Consider the following 13,988-nt stretch of genomic DNA (forward strand, 5'->3'; position numbering starts at 1 on the left):
TTGAGCTCAATTCAGCCCCGCCGGCGTTTGAGGCGCGGGGTCCGGGGCAGAGCCCCGCGACGTTCACCCCTGTGGCCGCAACAGCTCGGCCAGCAAAGGAAGTTGCGCCGGATCCTCCAACGCCGACCCCACCGCAACGACCTTCGCCCCCGCCGCCAAATACGCGGCCGCGTTCCCCGCGTCCATCCCACCCGTGGCAACGAACGGCACCTCCGGGAACGGCCCCCGCATCGCCCGGAACCACTCCGTCCCGAGCACGCTCGCCGGGAACGCCTTCAGCCACGTGCACCCGAGCCCCCGCGCGGCCTGCACATCCGTGGCGGTGGCCACGCCGGGCAGGTGCGGCAGCCCCGCCGTGACACTGGCCCGCGCCACCTCCGCGTTCAACCCGGGGGCCACCGTGAACGCGGCGCCCGCGTCCACCGCCCACCCGAGCCGCTCGGTCGTGGTGACGGTGCCCGCGCCGACCGGCTTCCCGCGCTCCCGGCCCGCGGCGACCACGGCGGCCAGCACTCCCGCCGCCTCCTCGGTCTGCACGGGGACCTCGACGCACTCGATTCCCAAGTCCCATGCCCGTACGGCGAGTTCGACGGACCTGTCGGCGGGCATGCCGCGCAGGATCGCCATAATGGGCGCCCCGGCGAACAGCTCATCAAATGTTACGGACGCCATCCCAGCTCCTTGGAGATCGTGTCGGCGGTGGTCATGAGGTCGGGCAGGACATCGGATTCGAGCGCGCCCAGGTCCGCTTTGGCCTTGAGCGCGGTCACGGACGCGGCGGCGACGACCTCGCCGCTGCTGTCCCGTACGGGTACGGCGACGCAGTTCACGAAGTCCTCGTACTCGCCGTCGTCGACGGCCCAGCCGCGGGCCCTGGCCTCGGTGAGGGCCTCGCGGTAGGCGTCGGGGGAGGTGATCGTCGTGCCGGTGTGCGGCGCGAAGTCGCAGTCGGCGAGCAGCGCGTCGGCCCGTTCGCGCGGTACGTACGCCAGGATCGCCTTGGCGACTCCGGCGGTGTGCAGGGTGACCGGGCGGCCGATCTGCGAATAGAGGCGCACCCCGTCGACGGGGTCGACCTTGTCGACGTACACGATCCGCTCGCCCTCCAGGGCGGCGAGGTGCACGGTGTGCCCGCAGCGCTCGCCGAGCAGCCGCAGGTGTTCGCCCGCGACGTCCTTCAGCCCGAACTGTTCCAGGGCGAGGTGGGCGAGCCCGGCGAGCCGGTGCCCGACCGCGTAACGGCCGTCGGGGAGCCGGCGTGCGAGGCCACCCTCGGTCAGGGACTCCAGGATGCGCAGCGCGGTCGAGCGGTGCACGCCCAGGTGCTCGCCGACCTCGGTCTGGGTGCGCGGGCGGCGGGCGACGAACTCGAGGATGTCGATGGCGCGGCGGACGGTCTGTGACATGAGGGTCAGTGCTCCTGTGTGGTGGCGGGAACGTAATCCTCGATGCTGCGCAGCGTCCGCCCGGCCAGCCGGTGCCCGAGCGCGAGCCGCTCGCGTGGCGGCGCCCCCTTGAGCAGCCCGCTCAGATACCCGGCGGCAAAGGCGTCCCCGGCACCCACGGCCTCGACGACATCGACGGCGGGCGCCGCCACGAACTCGCTCTCCCCGTCGGTGAATTCGGTCGCCCCCACGTCCCCGTCCTTCACCACGAGGATGCCGCGCGGCGCGAGGTGTTCCCGTACGTCCTCGGCGGTGGCGGTGCCCCACAGTGTCTCGGCCTCGTCGCGCCCGACGAGTGCGACGTCGGCGCGGCGGGCGAGTTCACGCAGTGCGACGGCCGCCGCGTCCCGTGAACTCCACAACGCCGGGCGGTAGTTGATGTCGAACGACACCCGCGTACCGCTGTCCGCCGCCCGCTTCATGAGGGTGTCCACGAGCTCGGCGCAGCCGTCCGAAAGGGCCGGTGTGATCCCGGTGAGGTGCAGCAGCCGTACGCCCGCCAGGTCCACGCGGTCCGCGTCGGCCGGCGTCATCCGGGACGCGGCCGAGCCCGCCCGGTAGTAGTGCACGCGGGTGCCGTCGGGGCCCGGGTCCTTGAAGTACACGCCGGTGGGGGCGGCCGGATCGGCGAGCACCCCGTCCACGCGGACGCCGCGCGAGGCGACCGCCGCGACGATCCGCCGCCCGAACGGATCGTCCCCGACCCGGCTCACCCAGGCGGCCTCGTGCCCGAGGTCCGCGAGGTACTGCGCCACGGTCGACTCGGCGCCGGCGACCGCGAGCCGCAGCTCCCGGCTCCGCTCGAGTCCTTCGCCGTCGGCGGGGGTGACCTGCGCCATCGTCTCGCCGAGACAGACCGCCGTACCGGACATTCGCCGTCCTCCAATGACATCCCATTGACATCCCGCTGGGGCCATGAAGAACATTAGCAGCCCTTGCGCAACAGGCGTGCACATGTTGCAACACCAGGGTCGTGAACCGCCCGAACCAGCGTGAAAGGGAGTGAGATGAGCCCGACGACGAGCACATCCACCCACGAGGATTCCGCCCCACCGGCGATGAGCGCGCGCACCCGCCAGCGCCGCACGGCCGCCGCGAGCGTGGTCGGCTCGATCCTCGAGTGGTACGACTTCTTCCTCTTCGGCGCGTCGGCCGCGCTCGTCTTCAACAAGGTCTTCTTCCCGGACGTCTCGCCGTTCGCGGCGACCCTCGCGTCCTTCGCGACCTTCGGGCTCGGCTTCGCCGTGCGCCCCATCGGTGGCCTCGTCCTGGCCCACCTCGGCGACCGCATCGGCCGCCGACCGGTGCTGATCCTCACCGTGATCCTGATGGGCGTCGGCACTCTCGCCATCGGCTTCCTGCCGACGTACCACTCGATCGGCATCTGGGCCCCGGTCCTCCTCGTGCTCTGCCGGATGATGCAGGGCTTCGGCGTCGGCGCGGAGCTCGGCGGCGCGTACGTCATGTCGACGGAGGCGGCCGAGGAGGGCAAGCGCGGGTTGTACGGTTCGCTGCCCGGCGCGGGCGAGTTCATCGGCGTCGTGATCGCCTCCGGTGCGGTCGCCGCCGTCTCCACCCTCCCCGAGGACGACTTCCTGAGCTGGGGCTGGCGCATCCCGTTCCTGGCGAGCGCCTTCGTGGTCGTGATCGCGCTGCTGATCCGCAACGCGGCGCCCGAGACCGAGCAGTTCGAGGAGGCCCGGGACAGCGGCAAGCGCGAGAAGCTCCCGGTCCTGGCCGCGATCAAGGCCCGCCCGAAGGCGATCGCCCTGCTCATCGGCTCCGGCTGCGCCACCGCCATCGCCTCGTACGCGATCCAGGGCTATCTGCCCAGCTACCTCACCAACCAGCTGGGCCTCTCCTCCGGCACCTCCGTCCTCGGCATCACGATCGCCTCGGCGGTCTCGATCCTGACGATTCCGCTGGCGGGCGCGCTCTCCGACCGGGTCGGGCGCAAGCCGGTGATGATCGGCGGGGCGGTGGCGATCACGCTCTTCGCGTACCCGTTCTTCTGGCTGGTGGACACGCGCGAGCCGTGGCTGATCTACCTGGCGATCACGGTCGCCTTCGCGCTGATGCTCAACTCGATCTTCGCGGTCACCGGCACGTTCTACGCGGAGTCGCTGCCGACGGAGGTCCGCTACAGCGGGCTCGTCTTCGTCCGTGAGATCAACGGCGTCATCTTCGCGGGGACTTCGCCCTTCGTGGCGACGCTGCTGGTCGACGCGGGTGGCGACCGCCCGTGGTACCTGGCCGGGTACATGGCGCTGGCGGGGCTCGCGAGCGCGCTGTGCGTGTGGCGGCTTCCGGAGACGGCGCCGGTCCGCAAGTCCAGCCCCGCCGGCGATTGAGGCGCGGGGTCCGGGGCGGAGTCCCGAAGCGTTATCCGGATGCGCGTCGCGACCGCGTCCGGCCATGATGCGGATCATGCCGATCGACATCCCGCACATCATCAAGCCGGGCACCTTGGCGTCGGGCCCCCAGCCGACCCTCCACTCCTCCGACGGTGAACTCGTCCTCCGCACACCCGAGTTCACCGACGCCCCCGCGATCCACGACGCCTTCCAGGACCCGACCCTGCGCTACTGGCACATCCGCGGCATGGAGTCCGTGGACGAGGCCCGCGACTGGGTGGCGTCGACGCACGAGGGGTGGCGGGAGGAGACGGCCGCCCAGTGGTTCGTGGCCAGGGCGGCCGACGGGGCCCCGCTCGGCAGGATGGCGCTGCGCCAGATGAACCTCATGGAGGGCGTCGCCGAGGTCGGCTACTGGGTGCTGCCGGCCGCCCGCGGCCTGGGCGTCGCTCCCAGGGCGCTGGCGGCGATGACCGACTGGGCGCTCGATGTCGGCTTCCACCGCATCGACCTCCTCCACTCCACCCGCAACGAGCCCTCGTGCAAGGTCGCGCTCAAGGCCGACTACCCGCTGGAGGGCACCCGCCGCAGCTCCGCGCTGCACACGGACGGCTGGCACGACATGCACGTCCACACGCGGATCAACTCGTAGCCCGAATACCCATGTTGAGTGCCCTACTTGCCCCGATGGACTCTTGACAGCGTGCGTACTGTTTCGCGACCTTTGAGCCCCATGGGGGAAGAGGGGGGCCCATGAGCTGCATGCTCGCGTATCAACGCACCTGTCCGGTTACCGGTCCGAGCGCCGGCCCATGCACCCGCGGTGAAGGGCGGTCGAACCGACGTTGAACATCACGACGTACAGAGCCGACGAGCTCAGCGCGTCCCTGCGTACGGCCTGGCACGAGACGATGGAGCAGTCCCCGGACTTCCAGAACCCGTTCCTGGCACCGGAGTTCGCGGAGGGCGTCGCCAGGTTCAAGGGCCGGGCGCACGTGGCGGTGCTGCGGGAGGGGTCCGAACCTGTCGGTTTCTTCCCGTACGAGAAGGGGCCGGGGGGCATCGGCCGCGCCATCGGCATGGGCCTGTCCGACTGCCAGGGCCTGGTGCACCGCCCGGGAGTCACCTGGGACACCCGCCAACTCCTGCGCGCCTGCGGCCTGTCGGTCTTCGAGTTCGACCACCTCGTCGAGGAACAGAGACCCTTCGGCCGCTACGTCACCGGAACCTTCGCCTCACCCGTCCTCGACCTGAAGGACGGCAGCCATGAGACGTACGAGGAGTGGCTGAAGGCGACGTATCCGGGTCAGGCCAAGACGACGCTCAAGAAGGAGCGCCGCCTGACCCGCAACGTGGGGGAGATGCGCTTCGTCTACGACGAGCGCGACCCGGCCGTCCTGCGCCAGCTGATGCGCTGGAAATCGGCCCAGTACCGCCGCACCGGCCGCATGGACCGCTTCGCCCGCCCCTGGATCGTCCACCTCACGGACCACCTCTTCCAGGTCCGCGAGGACCACTTCACGGGCGTCCTCTCGGTCATCTACGCGGGCGACCGCCCCGTCGCGGCCCACTTCGGCCCGACCTCCAAGACGGTCTTCGCGGCCTGGTTCACCGCATACGACCCAGAGTTCGCCTACTACTCGCCGGGCCTCCTCATGCACCTGCGGATGGTTGAGGCCGCGGGCCGGCACGGCATCCGGCTGATGGACTGGGGCCGCGGCGAGAAGGAGTACAAGGACTGGCTCAAGACCCGCGAACTCCGGGTGGCCGAGGGCTTCGCGACCCGCCCCCACCCCGCCGCAGCCGCCCACCGCCTCTGGCGCCGCCCGGTCCGCGGCCTCCGCAACACGGTCCTCGCCCACCCGGAACTCCGGGAACGAGCGGACCGTGTGCTCCGGACGGTGGGGTCACTTCGGCAGCGGCCGTAGCGGGTGGGGGCGGCCCGCCATCCGGCGGGGCTACGATCCGGTGCATGGAGTGCTTTGCCGCTGGGCGCACGCGGGGCTGAGGGCCCGGCTCGCCGCCCCTTCTTCTGGTCTTCCGGGCGGGAGCGGGCCGACCCATGCCCAGTTCCCCTTGGGTCCCAAGCCCCGGCCCGAAAGGCGCACACACCTCGATGCGAATCCGCGCATTCACCCACGACGACCTGGCTCCACTCACCGACCTGACCATCGACACGTTCCGACCGTTCTTCGAGGACGTCTTCCGCCCCTTGATGGGCGAGGTCATCTTCACTGTCCAGCACGGCAATTGGCGCGACGACTACCGACACCAGGTCGCGGAACTCCACGCCCCCGAGCGCCACTCGTACGTCGCTGTCGCCGAGGTGGCAGGCGTGATCGCCGGCTACGTGGCGTGGGTCGTCGACCCGGACCGCGGACACGGCGAAGTCGTGATCCTCGCGGTCTCGCCCCAGCACCGCCGCCACGCCGTGGGTACGGCCCTGTGCGAGCACGCCTTCGAGCAGATGCGCCTGCTCGGAGCGGAGATCGTCGAAATCGCCACAGGCGGAGACCCCTTCCACGCACCCGCCAGAGCCCTCTACGAGCAACTCGGCTGCACCCCGAACCCGGTGACTGTCTACTTCCGGCGGCTCTAGCCAGAGCGGATGCACGACGTCTGGCGGTCCGGGAGCGTCGGGAGCATCAGCGAGCGAGAGGTCCAGCAGCAGGTGTCGGCCCGCTTGGGGCTCGATGGCCCCCTGGCCGAAGCGTTCATGGCGGATCTCTGGACGGAGTACCTGGGGACGCCGAACGACGAGCTCATCGACTACGTACGAGGGCTGTGGGGGACCTGCAGGCTGGGCATCCTGAGCAACAGTTTCGTCGGCGCCCGCGAGCGCGAGACGACGCTGTACCACTTCGACGAACTGGTGGAGCAGATCGTCTACTCGCACGAAATCGGCATCGAGAAGCCCGACCTGCGCGCATTCGACGCCGCATGCGCCGGCTTGACCGTGCGACCGGAGGACTGCCTGTTCATCGACGATGTCCCAGCCAACATCGAGGCGGCCCGGACGGCGGGCATGCAGGCGCATCTCTTCGAGGACAACACACGGACGATCACGCGCATCACTGCGCATCTGGACGCGAGGAAGAGCGCGGGTGGTGTGGCACGCACACGAACCCGGTAGCCGGTTCCAACCGGTCGCCACTGGTGTTCGGCAGGTCGTCATTCACGGCGTACGCGTTCACCCAGCAAAGCGCCCAGCTCATGAGGCAGACCCCCAGCGAAGCCAAGGAGACCCCGCGCAAGGCGACCGGGACGCGGACTGTATCGGGTCCCGCTGGTGATGCAGTCATGGGCGGGAGAGTACTGCCCGATGCCAGAAGGGGCCCGCCTACGGAAAACCGTAGGCGGGCCCCTTCTGGACTGGTGCCCCCGGCAGGATTCGAACCTGCGACACCCGCTTTAGGAGTTCGATCAGCGGGCGGACCTTGAGCTGCATCCTGACGTTCTGAGGGCCGGGCAGGAGCGTACGTGTACACCCCTGTCCGACGTCGTTGATGTCAGCCGTGGATGTCAGAAGCCTTCTGATCCGTAGCTCTATGTGGGACGGACGACAACGGTCGAAGCCGTTGCTCGACGGCTCTCCACGGTCGCTGCCGGATGGGGTCGGCTGCGGTACGGTCGGGCGCCACCTACGTCTGCCCTGCTCTCTCCGTTTCGAAGACGCAGTCGCATTCCCTGGAGGTAACTGCGCAGTCGTACCGTACAGTTGAGCCTGCTGTTTTGCCGCTCCGAGAGTCGTGGAGTACACCCGGGGGATCTAGTGGTTACGCGCCGCCAGTTGTGGGTCAGGGGAGCCATGGTGGCTGCCGGGGCTGCAGCTCTGCGCACCTTCCGCGAGCACTGCTTTGTTGTCCCCGAGGGGTCAGTTGCTGTAGTGGAAAGGTTCGGCAGATATCACCGCACTCTACAGGCGGGACTTAACTTTACGATCCCGTTTGCGGATAGCCTGCGGAATCGTCTCGACCTACGTGAGCAGACAATCCCCTTCCCAGTCCGAGTTGTCGCTGCTCGTGACGGCGCAAATCTTCCCGTCGAACTCGTAGTTCAATACAGTGTCCAGGATCCGGAAAAGGCGACGTACGGGGTGTCTAGTTATATCGCAGCCCTGGAGCGGCACACACTGTACGAAATCAGCCATGCCTTGTCGAAGCTGTCGACTCAACCAGACCGTGCTTCGCTCGCTCAACTTGCTGCGGATGTGACGACTGCGATCAAGCCCAGAGCTGAGCGGTGGGGACTTCGCCTGCATGAGGTCCTCGCGGTTTCCGGAGAAGTGGAAGTCTCCGAAGTGCACGACGATGCACGGGTTAGCGCAGATCACAACCGTGCTTCCGCGAGTGTCTACGCTTCGACCGTCACCATGAACGTAATGGCTCACGGCCGGGTCGGGCGACAAGATAATTGGGTGGTGGACGAATTGAGCAATTGGCGAATTGATCGCCAAGAGATCCAAGGCAACGCCCAGCAGGGGGACAATAATCTGCAAGACAACAGGACAGGGCTCTCTACCGCGGACGTCCTGCAAATACAAGAGCTGATTTCGCGCTCATTGGAGGTCCTTAGCCAGGCGCCTATCGCCGAAGATGCGGCCTCAGAAAGAAACGTGGTGCTGGTGCAGCTCCGCGATATGAACGATGAGGTGGAGCTAGCACGCCGGGAAGACCGCGCGCCGGACGTCGGGCGATTGCGCCGCGCATGGGCACAGTTGGCTGCGGCTGCAGGGCCAGCAGTCATGGGCGTAGCAGGTGGTGCCGCCGCTGAGCTGATTAGGGACCTGGGGCGCGCCATCGGCGTTTCCTGATCGCGGGCATGCGACCAGCCCCCGCATTCGCGTAACTGGCAGCTCCCATGCCTAGCCAACCCACCACCCAACCCAAGCTCCCATCCCGTCCGCCGTCGACCCACACGCAGTGGAGCGGGCGTGGCCCCTGGTGTCCAGGTGGAGCGCGCCACTGTACGAACGACCTGGACACCAGGGGCCACGTCTGCTCGGCTTTGCCTGGGTCGACGGTGGACGGGATGGGAGCTCCTCGCAACCAACGACGTGCCCGCACTCGGCAGCGCTACCCCCGGCCCCCGGTGCCGGCCGATCCCCCGCCGGAGGCATCGTCTTTGACCGTGGCCGGTGTGTGTCGGGTGCTCGACTCATGGTCCCGGCCTAATCACACGTGGGCGCGCGTCGGCGCAGCGCCCGTAGCGCGGGCCGAAGGCATGAGCGCGAAGGGCAGTGGAGCCGGGAAGCGCGCCCGGCGGAGCGGAGCGCAGCCGGGGCTTGATGAGGTAGAGAAACCTGTAACAACCCCTGAGCCCTGGTCGGTTGGACTAGTTGCCTGCCGGGTCGGTGAGCTTGCGGCCGTCATGGGTTCGGATGTGGGGCGCCATGTCGTCGGTGAGGGCGTCTGCGATGCGGATGCTGTAGGCCTCGCTCATCGCGGCCATGGCTTCGTCCGGGGCAAGCCAGGTGACGGCGGTCGACTCGTCCGAGAGCTGTTCGGTCCCGCCTTCCGGGCTGCACCGGAAGACCATCGCGACGACCCCGACCGTCATGTTCTTGTAGACCCCGGTCAGCCGCTCGACGTGCACCTTGATCCCGGTCTCCTCGAAGACCTCGCGGCACACCCCATCCTCGATCGCCTCGTCCCGCTCCAGCACTCCGCCCGGCGGCTCCCACCGCCCGTTGTCGGCGCGACGGATCACCAACACGCGTCCGTTCTCGCGCACGACGACGCCTGCCACGGATACCGAGTGGAGAGGCGTTGACGGCTTTTGGGCGTCGCTGTTACTCATGTACAGGAGGATAGGAGAGACTGTAGGACTATGGCGAGTGGCAGCGTGTCGTCTTCGGACAAGGCGAAGTACCTACAGATCGCGGAGGACCTGGCCGCGCAGATCAAGTCGGGCATGATGGCGCCCGGCGCCCCAGTGCCCAGTGAGACCGACCTCATGAAGCGGTACGGGGCCGCCTCCGGCACGGTCCGCAAGGCCATCGCGGAACTCCGCGCGGCCCAGCTGGTCGAGACGCACCACGGCCGAGGCTCCTATGTGCGTTCGCGTCCGCCGGTTCAGCGCAAGTCTTCCGACCGCTTCCGGAGGGCGCACCGCAAGGCCGGAAAGGCCGCGTACCTCGCTGAGGCCGAACAGTCCGGCGGCGTCCCCTCGGTGAACGTATTGCTCGTCGGCCCGGTCGATGCGCCGGAGGAGATCGCCGAACGGCTCGAAGTGCCGGCCGGTTCGAAGGTCCTCGCGCGCAAGCGTCGGTACTTCCGCGACGGCACCCCCACGGAGGAGGCGACGTCGTACCTGCCGTGGGACGTGGTGAAGGACATCCCCGAGATGTTCGCCGAGAACCCCGGAGGCGGCGGAATCTACGCGCGACTTGAGGAGCACGGTCACCAGCTCGCGGAGTTCACGGAAACCGTCAGTGCCCGTCTGGCGACGAAGGCCGAGGGGACGGCCTTGGCATTGAGTCCCGGTGCTCCGGTGATTCACCTCGTCCGCAGTGCATTTTCAGACAGTGGCCGTGTGGTCGAGGTCTGCGACACGATCATGGCCGCTGACCAGTTCGTTCTCGACTATCGGTTCCCCGCGAGGGACTGACTAGCGGGCCTCTTTTTCGGCCAACTCGACACGCTCTCGGCCTCTAGCGCTTGACTCATGTACATGAGTTGGGCACTCTCGTACTCATAACTCCTGTACATGAGTGCAGGAGCGAAACTCTACTAGAGGAGACGCAATGCCGTCCTTCAAGATCGACGTTTCGACTGCCGTTGTGTTCGTGGCGACCACCCCCGAGCCGAAGCTGGTCAACAAGAAGACGGGTGAGCGGGCCGTGGACCGGGAGACGGACGCGCCGCTGTCGACGGTGGGCCTGCTGGTCTCGGACGAGGGCGATGGAAACCTCTACCAGGTGACCATCCCGGAGACGGGTCTTCCCGAGGGCCTGACGCCGGGCATGCCGGTGAGCGTGATCGGCCTGAAGGCTCGCGACTGGGAGAACACGTTCAACGGCGAGAAGCGGCACGGGATCGCGTTCCGTGCGGCCGCGCTGACCACGGTGGCCTGATCATGGCCGACCTGACCATGTGGCTTGAGGCGACGGGCGCCATAGCGGGTGCTGGTGGCGTCGGCTACGCCAAGGTCCGTGCGCCCCGCGTGTACTGGGCGACGATCGGTCTGCCGATGGCCTGGGGCCGGTTCTCCTTCTCGTACAAGAACACGATGGACGTGTGCGGGCTGACGGTGCAGCCGTCCGGCCTGCGGGCGTTCATGTCCCGCCGGATCGCCCGTGGTGAGGTTCAGCCGGTGGCGCCGAAGATCCGCCGGGTGCGGGGCACCTCGACCGGCCTGCGGGTCACGCTTCGTCTGCCTGCTGGCATGGAGCCCGCCGATATCGCGGCGGCCTCCGAGCGGCTGCGGCACGCCTGGGGCGTCCACGCGGTCCACGTCCGCCCGACCAAGCCGGGATATGTGGAACTGCGCATGACTGGCTTCGACCTGCTCAAGCGGGTGCAGATGCCGAAGAAGACCGCGCCGCACGGCCTCGTGGTGCCGGTCGCGATCCGGGACGACGGGACCGTGTACGAGCGGAATTACCGCGAGATCCCCCAGGCGCTCACCCTCGGGGCGAACCAGTCCGGCAAGTCCATGTACCAGCGCAACCTGATCAAGGGACTCGCCCAACTGCCCGTCGCCCTGGTGGGCATCGACTGCAAGCGCGGGGTCGAGCAGAACCGCTACGCCCCGCGCCTGTCCGCCCTGGCGACCAACCCCGACGACGCCGCCTCGCTGATCGATGTACTGGTGGCGGAGATGGAGGACCGCTTCGATCTGCTGGCCAAGCACGGCGTCTCGGACCTGTGGGAGCTTTCCGAGGACCTGCGTCCGGATCCGATCGTGGTCCTGGTCGACGAGATCGCCGAACTGTTCCTGATCTCCTCGAAGAAGGATGAGGAGCGTCGCGAGCGGATCGTCACGGGCCTGATCCGGTTGGCCCAACTGTCCCGCGCGGTCGGGCTCTACCTGGAGATCTGCGGGCAGCGGTTCGGCTCCGAGCTGGGCAAGGGCGCGACCATGCTCCGCGCTCAGCTCACCGGCCGCGTGGTGCACCGGGTCAACGACAAGCAGACGGCCGAGATGGGGCTGAACGACGTGGCCCCGGAGTCGGTACCGGTGGCGTGCACCATCCCCGCCGACCGGCCCGGACAGGCCGTCGCTGCGGACTCCTCCGGAGGCTGGGGCCGCATCCGCACCCCGCTGACCACCGTGGACGAAACCGTCGCCGTGTGCCGCGAGTTCGCCCACCTGGCACCGGACCTTCCGGCCCTCGATCCGTTCCGCCCGGCGAGTACGCCGGTTCCCGCGTCGACGATCCCGCCCCGGCCGACCACGGCCCCCGCGATCGGCTGACGCTCCCTCAACCCCGGTTGGCGTGACCGTCTCGCGCCAGGTCCCTACCCCGCCCATGTCTGATCCGAGAGAGGAACCACACTCATGTGCTCGACCTGCGCCGACCTCAGCATCACGTCCGCCCTCATCTCCGATCTGAGCGACTACGCCAACACCCCGGACGCCGACCCCGAGTTCGTCGAGGTCGCCGCGTACGGCCTGGCTGTCGCCCTGTACGGCGCCTACGAGCCCGCGATGTACCCGCCGCCCGGCCACGGCTACCCCCGCAGCAACCGCTGACCGCCTGTCCGGGCCCGACCCCCGCTAGGAGGTGATGACGGTGAACCGCTCGATCCGCCTGGACGCCGTGCTCATCCAAGCCGTGATCGCCGGAGCCCTGTCCTTCTCCCACCTGCACGACCTGGCCGAAGCCGCCGGACAGTCCGGCTGGAAAGCCTGGGCCTACCCGATCAGCGTCGACCTGCTCTTGGTCGCGGCCTGGCGCCGACTGCGCACCGCTCGCGGTGACCGCGCCGCATGGGCCTGGTTCGTGATCGCGCTGTTCGCCTCACTCGGCGCCAACATCGCGACCGCCGGACTCCTCGACCTCGACCACGTTCCGGCCTGGCTGCGCATCGTCGTCGCCGGATGGCCCGCGCTCGCCTTCCTCGGCGGCACGCTCCTCGTGCACACACCGGCCGAGGTGTCTGCGCCGGAGCCGACCGAGGAACCGGCCCCGGTCGACGTGCACCGCGCCGAGCCCACGCCCGAACTCGACGAGCGCCCGGAACCGGCCGAGCCCGCCGAACTCCCGGTCGCCGAACCGACCCCGACCCCGGAGCCGAAGTCGGACCCGGTGAGCGTTCCGCCGGCACTCCTGGACCACGCCCGCAAGCTCGCCGACAAGCACCACGCGACCACCGGCACCCCGCTCCCGGCCGCGAGCCTGCGCGCCCAACTCGGGCTGCCCGCACCGGTCGTCGACTCGATCGCCGCGCAACTCCAACTCACCTGACCAGGAAGGAGCACCACCCTCATGACCGCTTACCGGCGCTTCCGCAACGTCCGCAAGTTCGGCCCGGTCCAGGTCGCCACCTTCTACGACGGACGCGGCCGCGACCGCCACACGGCCGCCTGCACCGCGCCCCGCTGCGACTTCTCCACGGAGTACAACGACCGCTCCGCCGCCGAACTCGCCGCCCGAACCCACCGCTGCTCGGCCTAGGAGACCTCGTGGACGTCCCGCTCTGGCTCGCCGTGATCGTCGTCGGAGTCCTCGGCATCAAGCTCACCCGGCCGCCGATCTGGCTCGTGATCCTGCTCCTGCTCGGCGGCTACCTCATAGCCCACAGCTTCCTCGGCCCCGCCGTCGGCTCCCTCGTCAACTGATCGACTTCAGAAAGGAGTCCGCTCGTGTTCACGCCGAAGATCCCGGTCAACGACCAGCCGACCGGCCAGACCATCCCGCTCAGCGGCGCCGCCGTTGAGCACCACCAGGTCCCGGCGCCCGCCCCGGTCGCCCCCACGCGGCCCACGGTGCAGCTCACCCCCGGCTCGCTGGCGCTCCTCGTCGGCGGTGGAACGGCCGCGGTCCTCGTCATCGGGACCGTGCTCGTCTCCATGCTCCTCGCGGTCGCGATCACCGCTGGATCGCTCGCGATCGTCGCACTCGTCGTCCGCTCGGTCCTCAACCAAGAGCGCAAGTAACGCCCTCCGGGGCGGCCTCGGTCGCCAAACTTCCGCCGCCCCGGACGGCTCCGCCCCTCCAGATCCCACGGACCCGAAAGGGAAG

The 13,988-nt window shown here is 68.9% G+C and carries 17 protein-coding genes and 1 pseudogene; 14 read left to right on the plus strand and 4 right to left on the minus strand.

From position 1 onward, the window contains the following. Positions 1-63: 63 nt before the first annotated feature. From ACOKM3_RS23875 to ACOKM3_RS23885, 3 genes are read right to left on the minus strand one after another with little or no spacing between them, the layout of a single operon-like run. Positions 64-672 (minus strand): bifunctional 4-hydroxy-2-oxoglutarate aldolase/2-dehydro-3-deoxy-phosphogluconate aldolase, encoded by a 609-nt coding sequence (locus ACOKM3_RS23875; RefSeq protein WP_426903071.1) that lies wholly within the window; start codon positions 670-672, stop codon positions 64-66. Further along, the gene (locus ACOKM3_RS23880) at positions 660-1,406 is read right to left on the minus strand and encodes an IclR family transcriptional regulator (protein ID WP_426903072.1); all 747 of its coding nucleotides are present in this window, start codon (positions 1,404-1,406) and stop codon (positions 660-662) included. Before ACOKM3_RS23880 ends, ACOKM3_RS23875 begins: the two co-directional genes overlap by 13 nt. A 5-nt stretch (positions 1,407-1,411) precedes the next feature. Then, positions 1,412-2,317, minus strand: a complete 906-nt coding sequence (locus ACOKM3_RS23885; RefSeq protein WP_426903073.1) for a sugar kinase — start codon at positions 2,315-2,317, stop codon at positions 1,412-1,414. A 135-nt stretch (positions 2,318-2,452) separates the two neighbouring features. Between ACOKM3_RS23885 and ACOKM3_RS23890 the strand changes: the two genes are divergently transcribed. The 6 genes and pseudogenes from ACOKM3_RS23890 to ACOKM3_RS23915 all read left to right on the plus strand — a co-directional run bounded on the left by ACOKM3_RS23890 (position 2,453) and on the right by ACOKM3_RS23915 (position 8,612). Continuing rightward, positions 2,453-3,796 carry an MFS transporter gene (locus ACOKM3_RS23890; protein WP_426903074.1) on the plus strand — a complete coding sequence of 448 codons (1,344 nt, stop codon included), beginning with the start codon at positions 2,453-2,455 and terminating at the stop codon, positions 3,794-3,796. Between the two features lie 76 nt (positions 3,797-3,872). Then, positions 3,873-4,451, plus strand: a complete 579-nt coding sequence (locus ACOKM3_RS23895; RefSeq protein WP_426903075.1) for a GNAT family N-acetyltransferase — start codon at positions 3,873-3,875, stop codon at positions 4,449-4,451. Between the two features lie 193 nt (positions 4,452-4,644). Further along, positions 4,645-5,727 (plus strand): GNAT family N-acetyltransferase, encoded by a 1,083-nt coding sequence (locus tag ACOKM3_RS23900; protein ID WP_426903076.1) that lies wholly within the window; start codon positions 4,645-4,647, stop codon positions 5,725-5,727. 188 nt (positions 5,728-5,915) lie between these two features. Next, positions 5,916-6,398, plus strand: a complete 483-nt coding sequence (locus ACOKM3_RS23905; RefSeq protein ID WP_426903077.1) for a GNAT family N-acetyltransferase — start codon at positions 5,916-5,918, stop codon at positions 6,396-6,398. 3 nt (positions 6,399-6,401) lie between these two features. Next, positions 6,402-6,932 (plus strand): annotated as a pseudogene (locus ACOKM3_RS23910) (HAD-IA family hydrolase); the annotation flags it as partial. A gap of 675 nt (positions 6,933-7,607) precedes the next feature. Beyond that, positions 7,608-8,612 carry an SPFH domain-containing protein gene (locus ACOKM3_RS23915; RefSeq protein WP_426903078.1) on the plus strand — a complete coding sequence of 335 codons (1,005 nt, stop codon included), beginning with the start codon at positions 7,608-7,610 and terminating at the stop codon, positions 8,610-8,612. A gap of 521 nt (positions 8,613-9,133) precedes the next feature. Here the strand turns inward: ACOKM3_RS23915 and ACOKM3_RS23920 are convergent. Then, positions 9,134-9,598, minus strand: coding sequence for an NUDIX hydrolase (locus tag ACOKM3_RS23920; RefSeq protein WP_426903079.1), 465 nt, complete (start codon positions 9,596-9,598; stop codon positions 9,134-9,136). Positions 9,599-9,628: 30 nt separating this feature from the next. Here ACOKM3_RS23920 and ACOKM3_RS23925 point away from each other — a divergent pair, with 30 nt between their 5' ends. From ACOKM3_RS23925 to ACOKM3_RS23960, 8 genes are all read left to right on the plus strand, one after another. After that, positions 9,629-10,408: a GntR family transcriptional regulator gene (locus ACOKM3_RS23925; RefSeq protein ID WP_426903080.1), complete on the plus strand. Its 780-nt coding sequence runs from the start codon at positions 9,629-9,631 to the stop codon at positions 10,406-10,408. A gap of 136 nt (positions 10,409-10,544) precedes the next feature. Continuing rightward, positions 10,545-10,874, plus strand: a complete 330-nt coding sequence (locus ACOKM3_RS23930; RefSeq protein WP_426903081.1) for an SCO3933 family regulatory protein — start codon at positions 10,545-10,547, stop codon at positions 10,872-10,874. Positions 10,875-10,876: 2 nt separating this feature from the next. Then, positions 10,877-12,217 (plus strand): FtsK/SpoIIIE domain-containing protein, encoded by a 1,341-nt coding sequence (locus tag ACOKM3_RS23935; RefSeq protein ID WP_426903082.1) that lies wholly within the window; start codon positions 10,877-10,879, stop codon positions 12,215-12,217. 84 nt (positions 12,218-12,301) lie between these two features. After that, on the plus strand, positions 12,302-12,496 hold the full coding sequence (locus ACOKM3_RS23940; protein WP_426903083.1) for a hypothetical protein: 195 nt from the start codon (positions 12,302-12,304) through the stop codon (positions 12,494-12,496). A gap of 40 nt (positions 12,497-12,536) precedes the next feature. Next, positions 12,537-13,211 (plus strand): DUF2637 domain-containing protein, encoded by a 675-nt coding sequence (locus ACOKM3_RS23945; RefSeq protein WP_426903084.1) that lies wholly within the window; start codon positions 12,537-12,539, stop codon positions 13,209-13,211. 21 nt (positions 13,212-13,232) lie between these two features. Beyond that, positions 13,233-13,421 carry a mobile element transfer protein gene (locus ACOKM3_RS23950; RefSeq protein WP_389282122.1) on the plus strand — a complete coding sequence of 63 codons (189 nt, stop codon included), beginning with the start codon at positions 13,233-13,235 and terminating at the stop codon, positions 13,419-13,421. An 8-nt stretch (positions 13,422-13,429) separates the two neighbouring features. Further along, positions 13,430-13,585: a hypothetical protein gene (locus ACOKM3_RS23955; protein WP_426903085.1), complete on the plus strand. Its 156-nt coding sequence runs from the start codon at positions 13,430-13,432 to the stop codon at positions 13,583-13,585. Between the two features lie 24 nt (positions 13,586-13,609). Beyond that, positions 13,610-13,903 carry a SpdD-like protein gene (locus ACOKM3_RS23960; protein WP_426903086.1) on the plus strand — a complete coding sequence of 98 codons (294 nt, stop codon included), beginning with the start codon at positions 13,610-13,612 and terminating at the stop codon, positions 13,901-13,903. The last annotated feature ends 85 nt before the right edge of the window (positions 13,904-13,988 follow it).

Source organism: Streptomyces nidicola (assembly GCF_050106155.1).
Classification (GTDB): Bacteria; Actinomycetota; Actinomycetes; order Streptomycetales; family Streptomycetaceae; genus Streptomyces.

What these genes read in the sequence shown, in the direction of transcription:
- ACOKM3_RS23950 (WP_389282122.1), top strand. Translation starts at nt 13,233, where the DNA reads ATGACCGCTTACCGGCGCTTCCGCAACGTCCGCAAGTTCGGCCCGGTC.
- ACOKM3_RS23880 (WP_426903072.1), bottom strand. Translation starts at nt 1,406, where the DNA reads ATGTCACAGACCGTCCGCCGCGCCATCGACATCCTCGAGTTCGTCGCC.
- ACOKM3_RS23925 (WP_426903080.1), top strand. Translation starts at nt 9,629, where the DNA reads ATGGCGAGTGGCAGCGTGTCGTCTTCGGACAAGGCGAAGTACCTACAG.
- ACOKM3_RS23885 (WP_426903073.1), bottom strand. Translation starts at nt 2,317, where the DNA reads ATGTCCGGTACGGCGGTCTGTCTCGGCGAGACGATGGCGCAGGTCACC.
- ACOKM3_RS23935 (WP_426903082.1), top strand. Translation starts at nt 10,877, where the DNA reads ATGGCCGACCTGACCATGTGGCTTGAGGCGACGGGCGCCATAGCGGGT.
- ACOKM3_RS23915 (WP_426903078.1), top strand. Translation starts at nt 7,608, where the DNA reads ATGGTGGCTGCCGGGGCTGCAGCTCTGCGCACCTTCCGCGAGCACTGC.
- ACOKM3_RS23905 (WP_426903077.1), top strand. Translation starts at nt 5,916, where the DNA reads ATGCGAATCCGCGCATTCACCCACGACGACCTGGCTCCACTCACCGAC.
- ACOKM3_RS23890 (WP_426903074.1), top strand. Translation starts at nt 2,453, where the DNA reads ATGAGCCCGACGACGAGCACATCCACCCACGAGGATTCCGCCCCACCG.
- ACOKM3_RS23940 (WP_426903083.1), top strand. Translation starts at nt 12,302, where the DNA reads ATGTGCTCGACCTGCGCCGACCTCAGCATCACGTCCGCCCTCATCTCC.
- ACOKM3_RS23895 (WP_426903075.1), top strand. Translation starts at nt 3,873, where the DNA reads ATGCCGATCGACATCCCGCACATCATCAAGCCGGGCACCTTGGCGTCG.
- ACOKM3_RS23875 (WP_426903071.1), bottom strand. Translation starts at nt 672, where the DNA reads ATGGCGTCCGTAACATTTGATGAGCTGTTCGCCGGGGCGCCCATTATG.
- ACOKM3_RS23920 (WP_426903079.1), bottom strand. Translation starts at nt 9,598, where the DNA reads ATGAGTAACAGCGACGCCCAAAAGCCGTCAACGCCTCTCCACTCGGTA.
- ACOKM3_RS23930 (WP_426903081.1), top strand. Translation starts at nt 10,545, where the DNA reads ATGCCGTCCTTCAAGATCGACGTTTCGACTGCCGTTGTGTTCGTGGCG.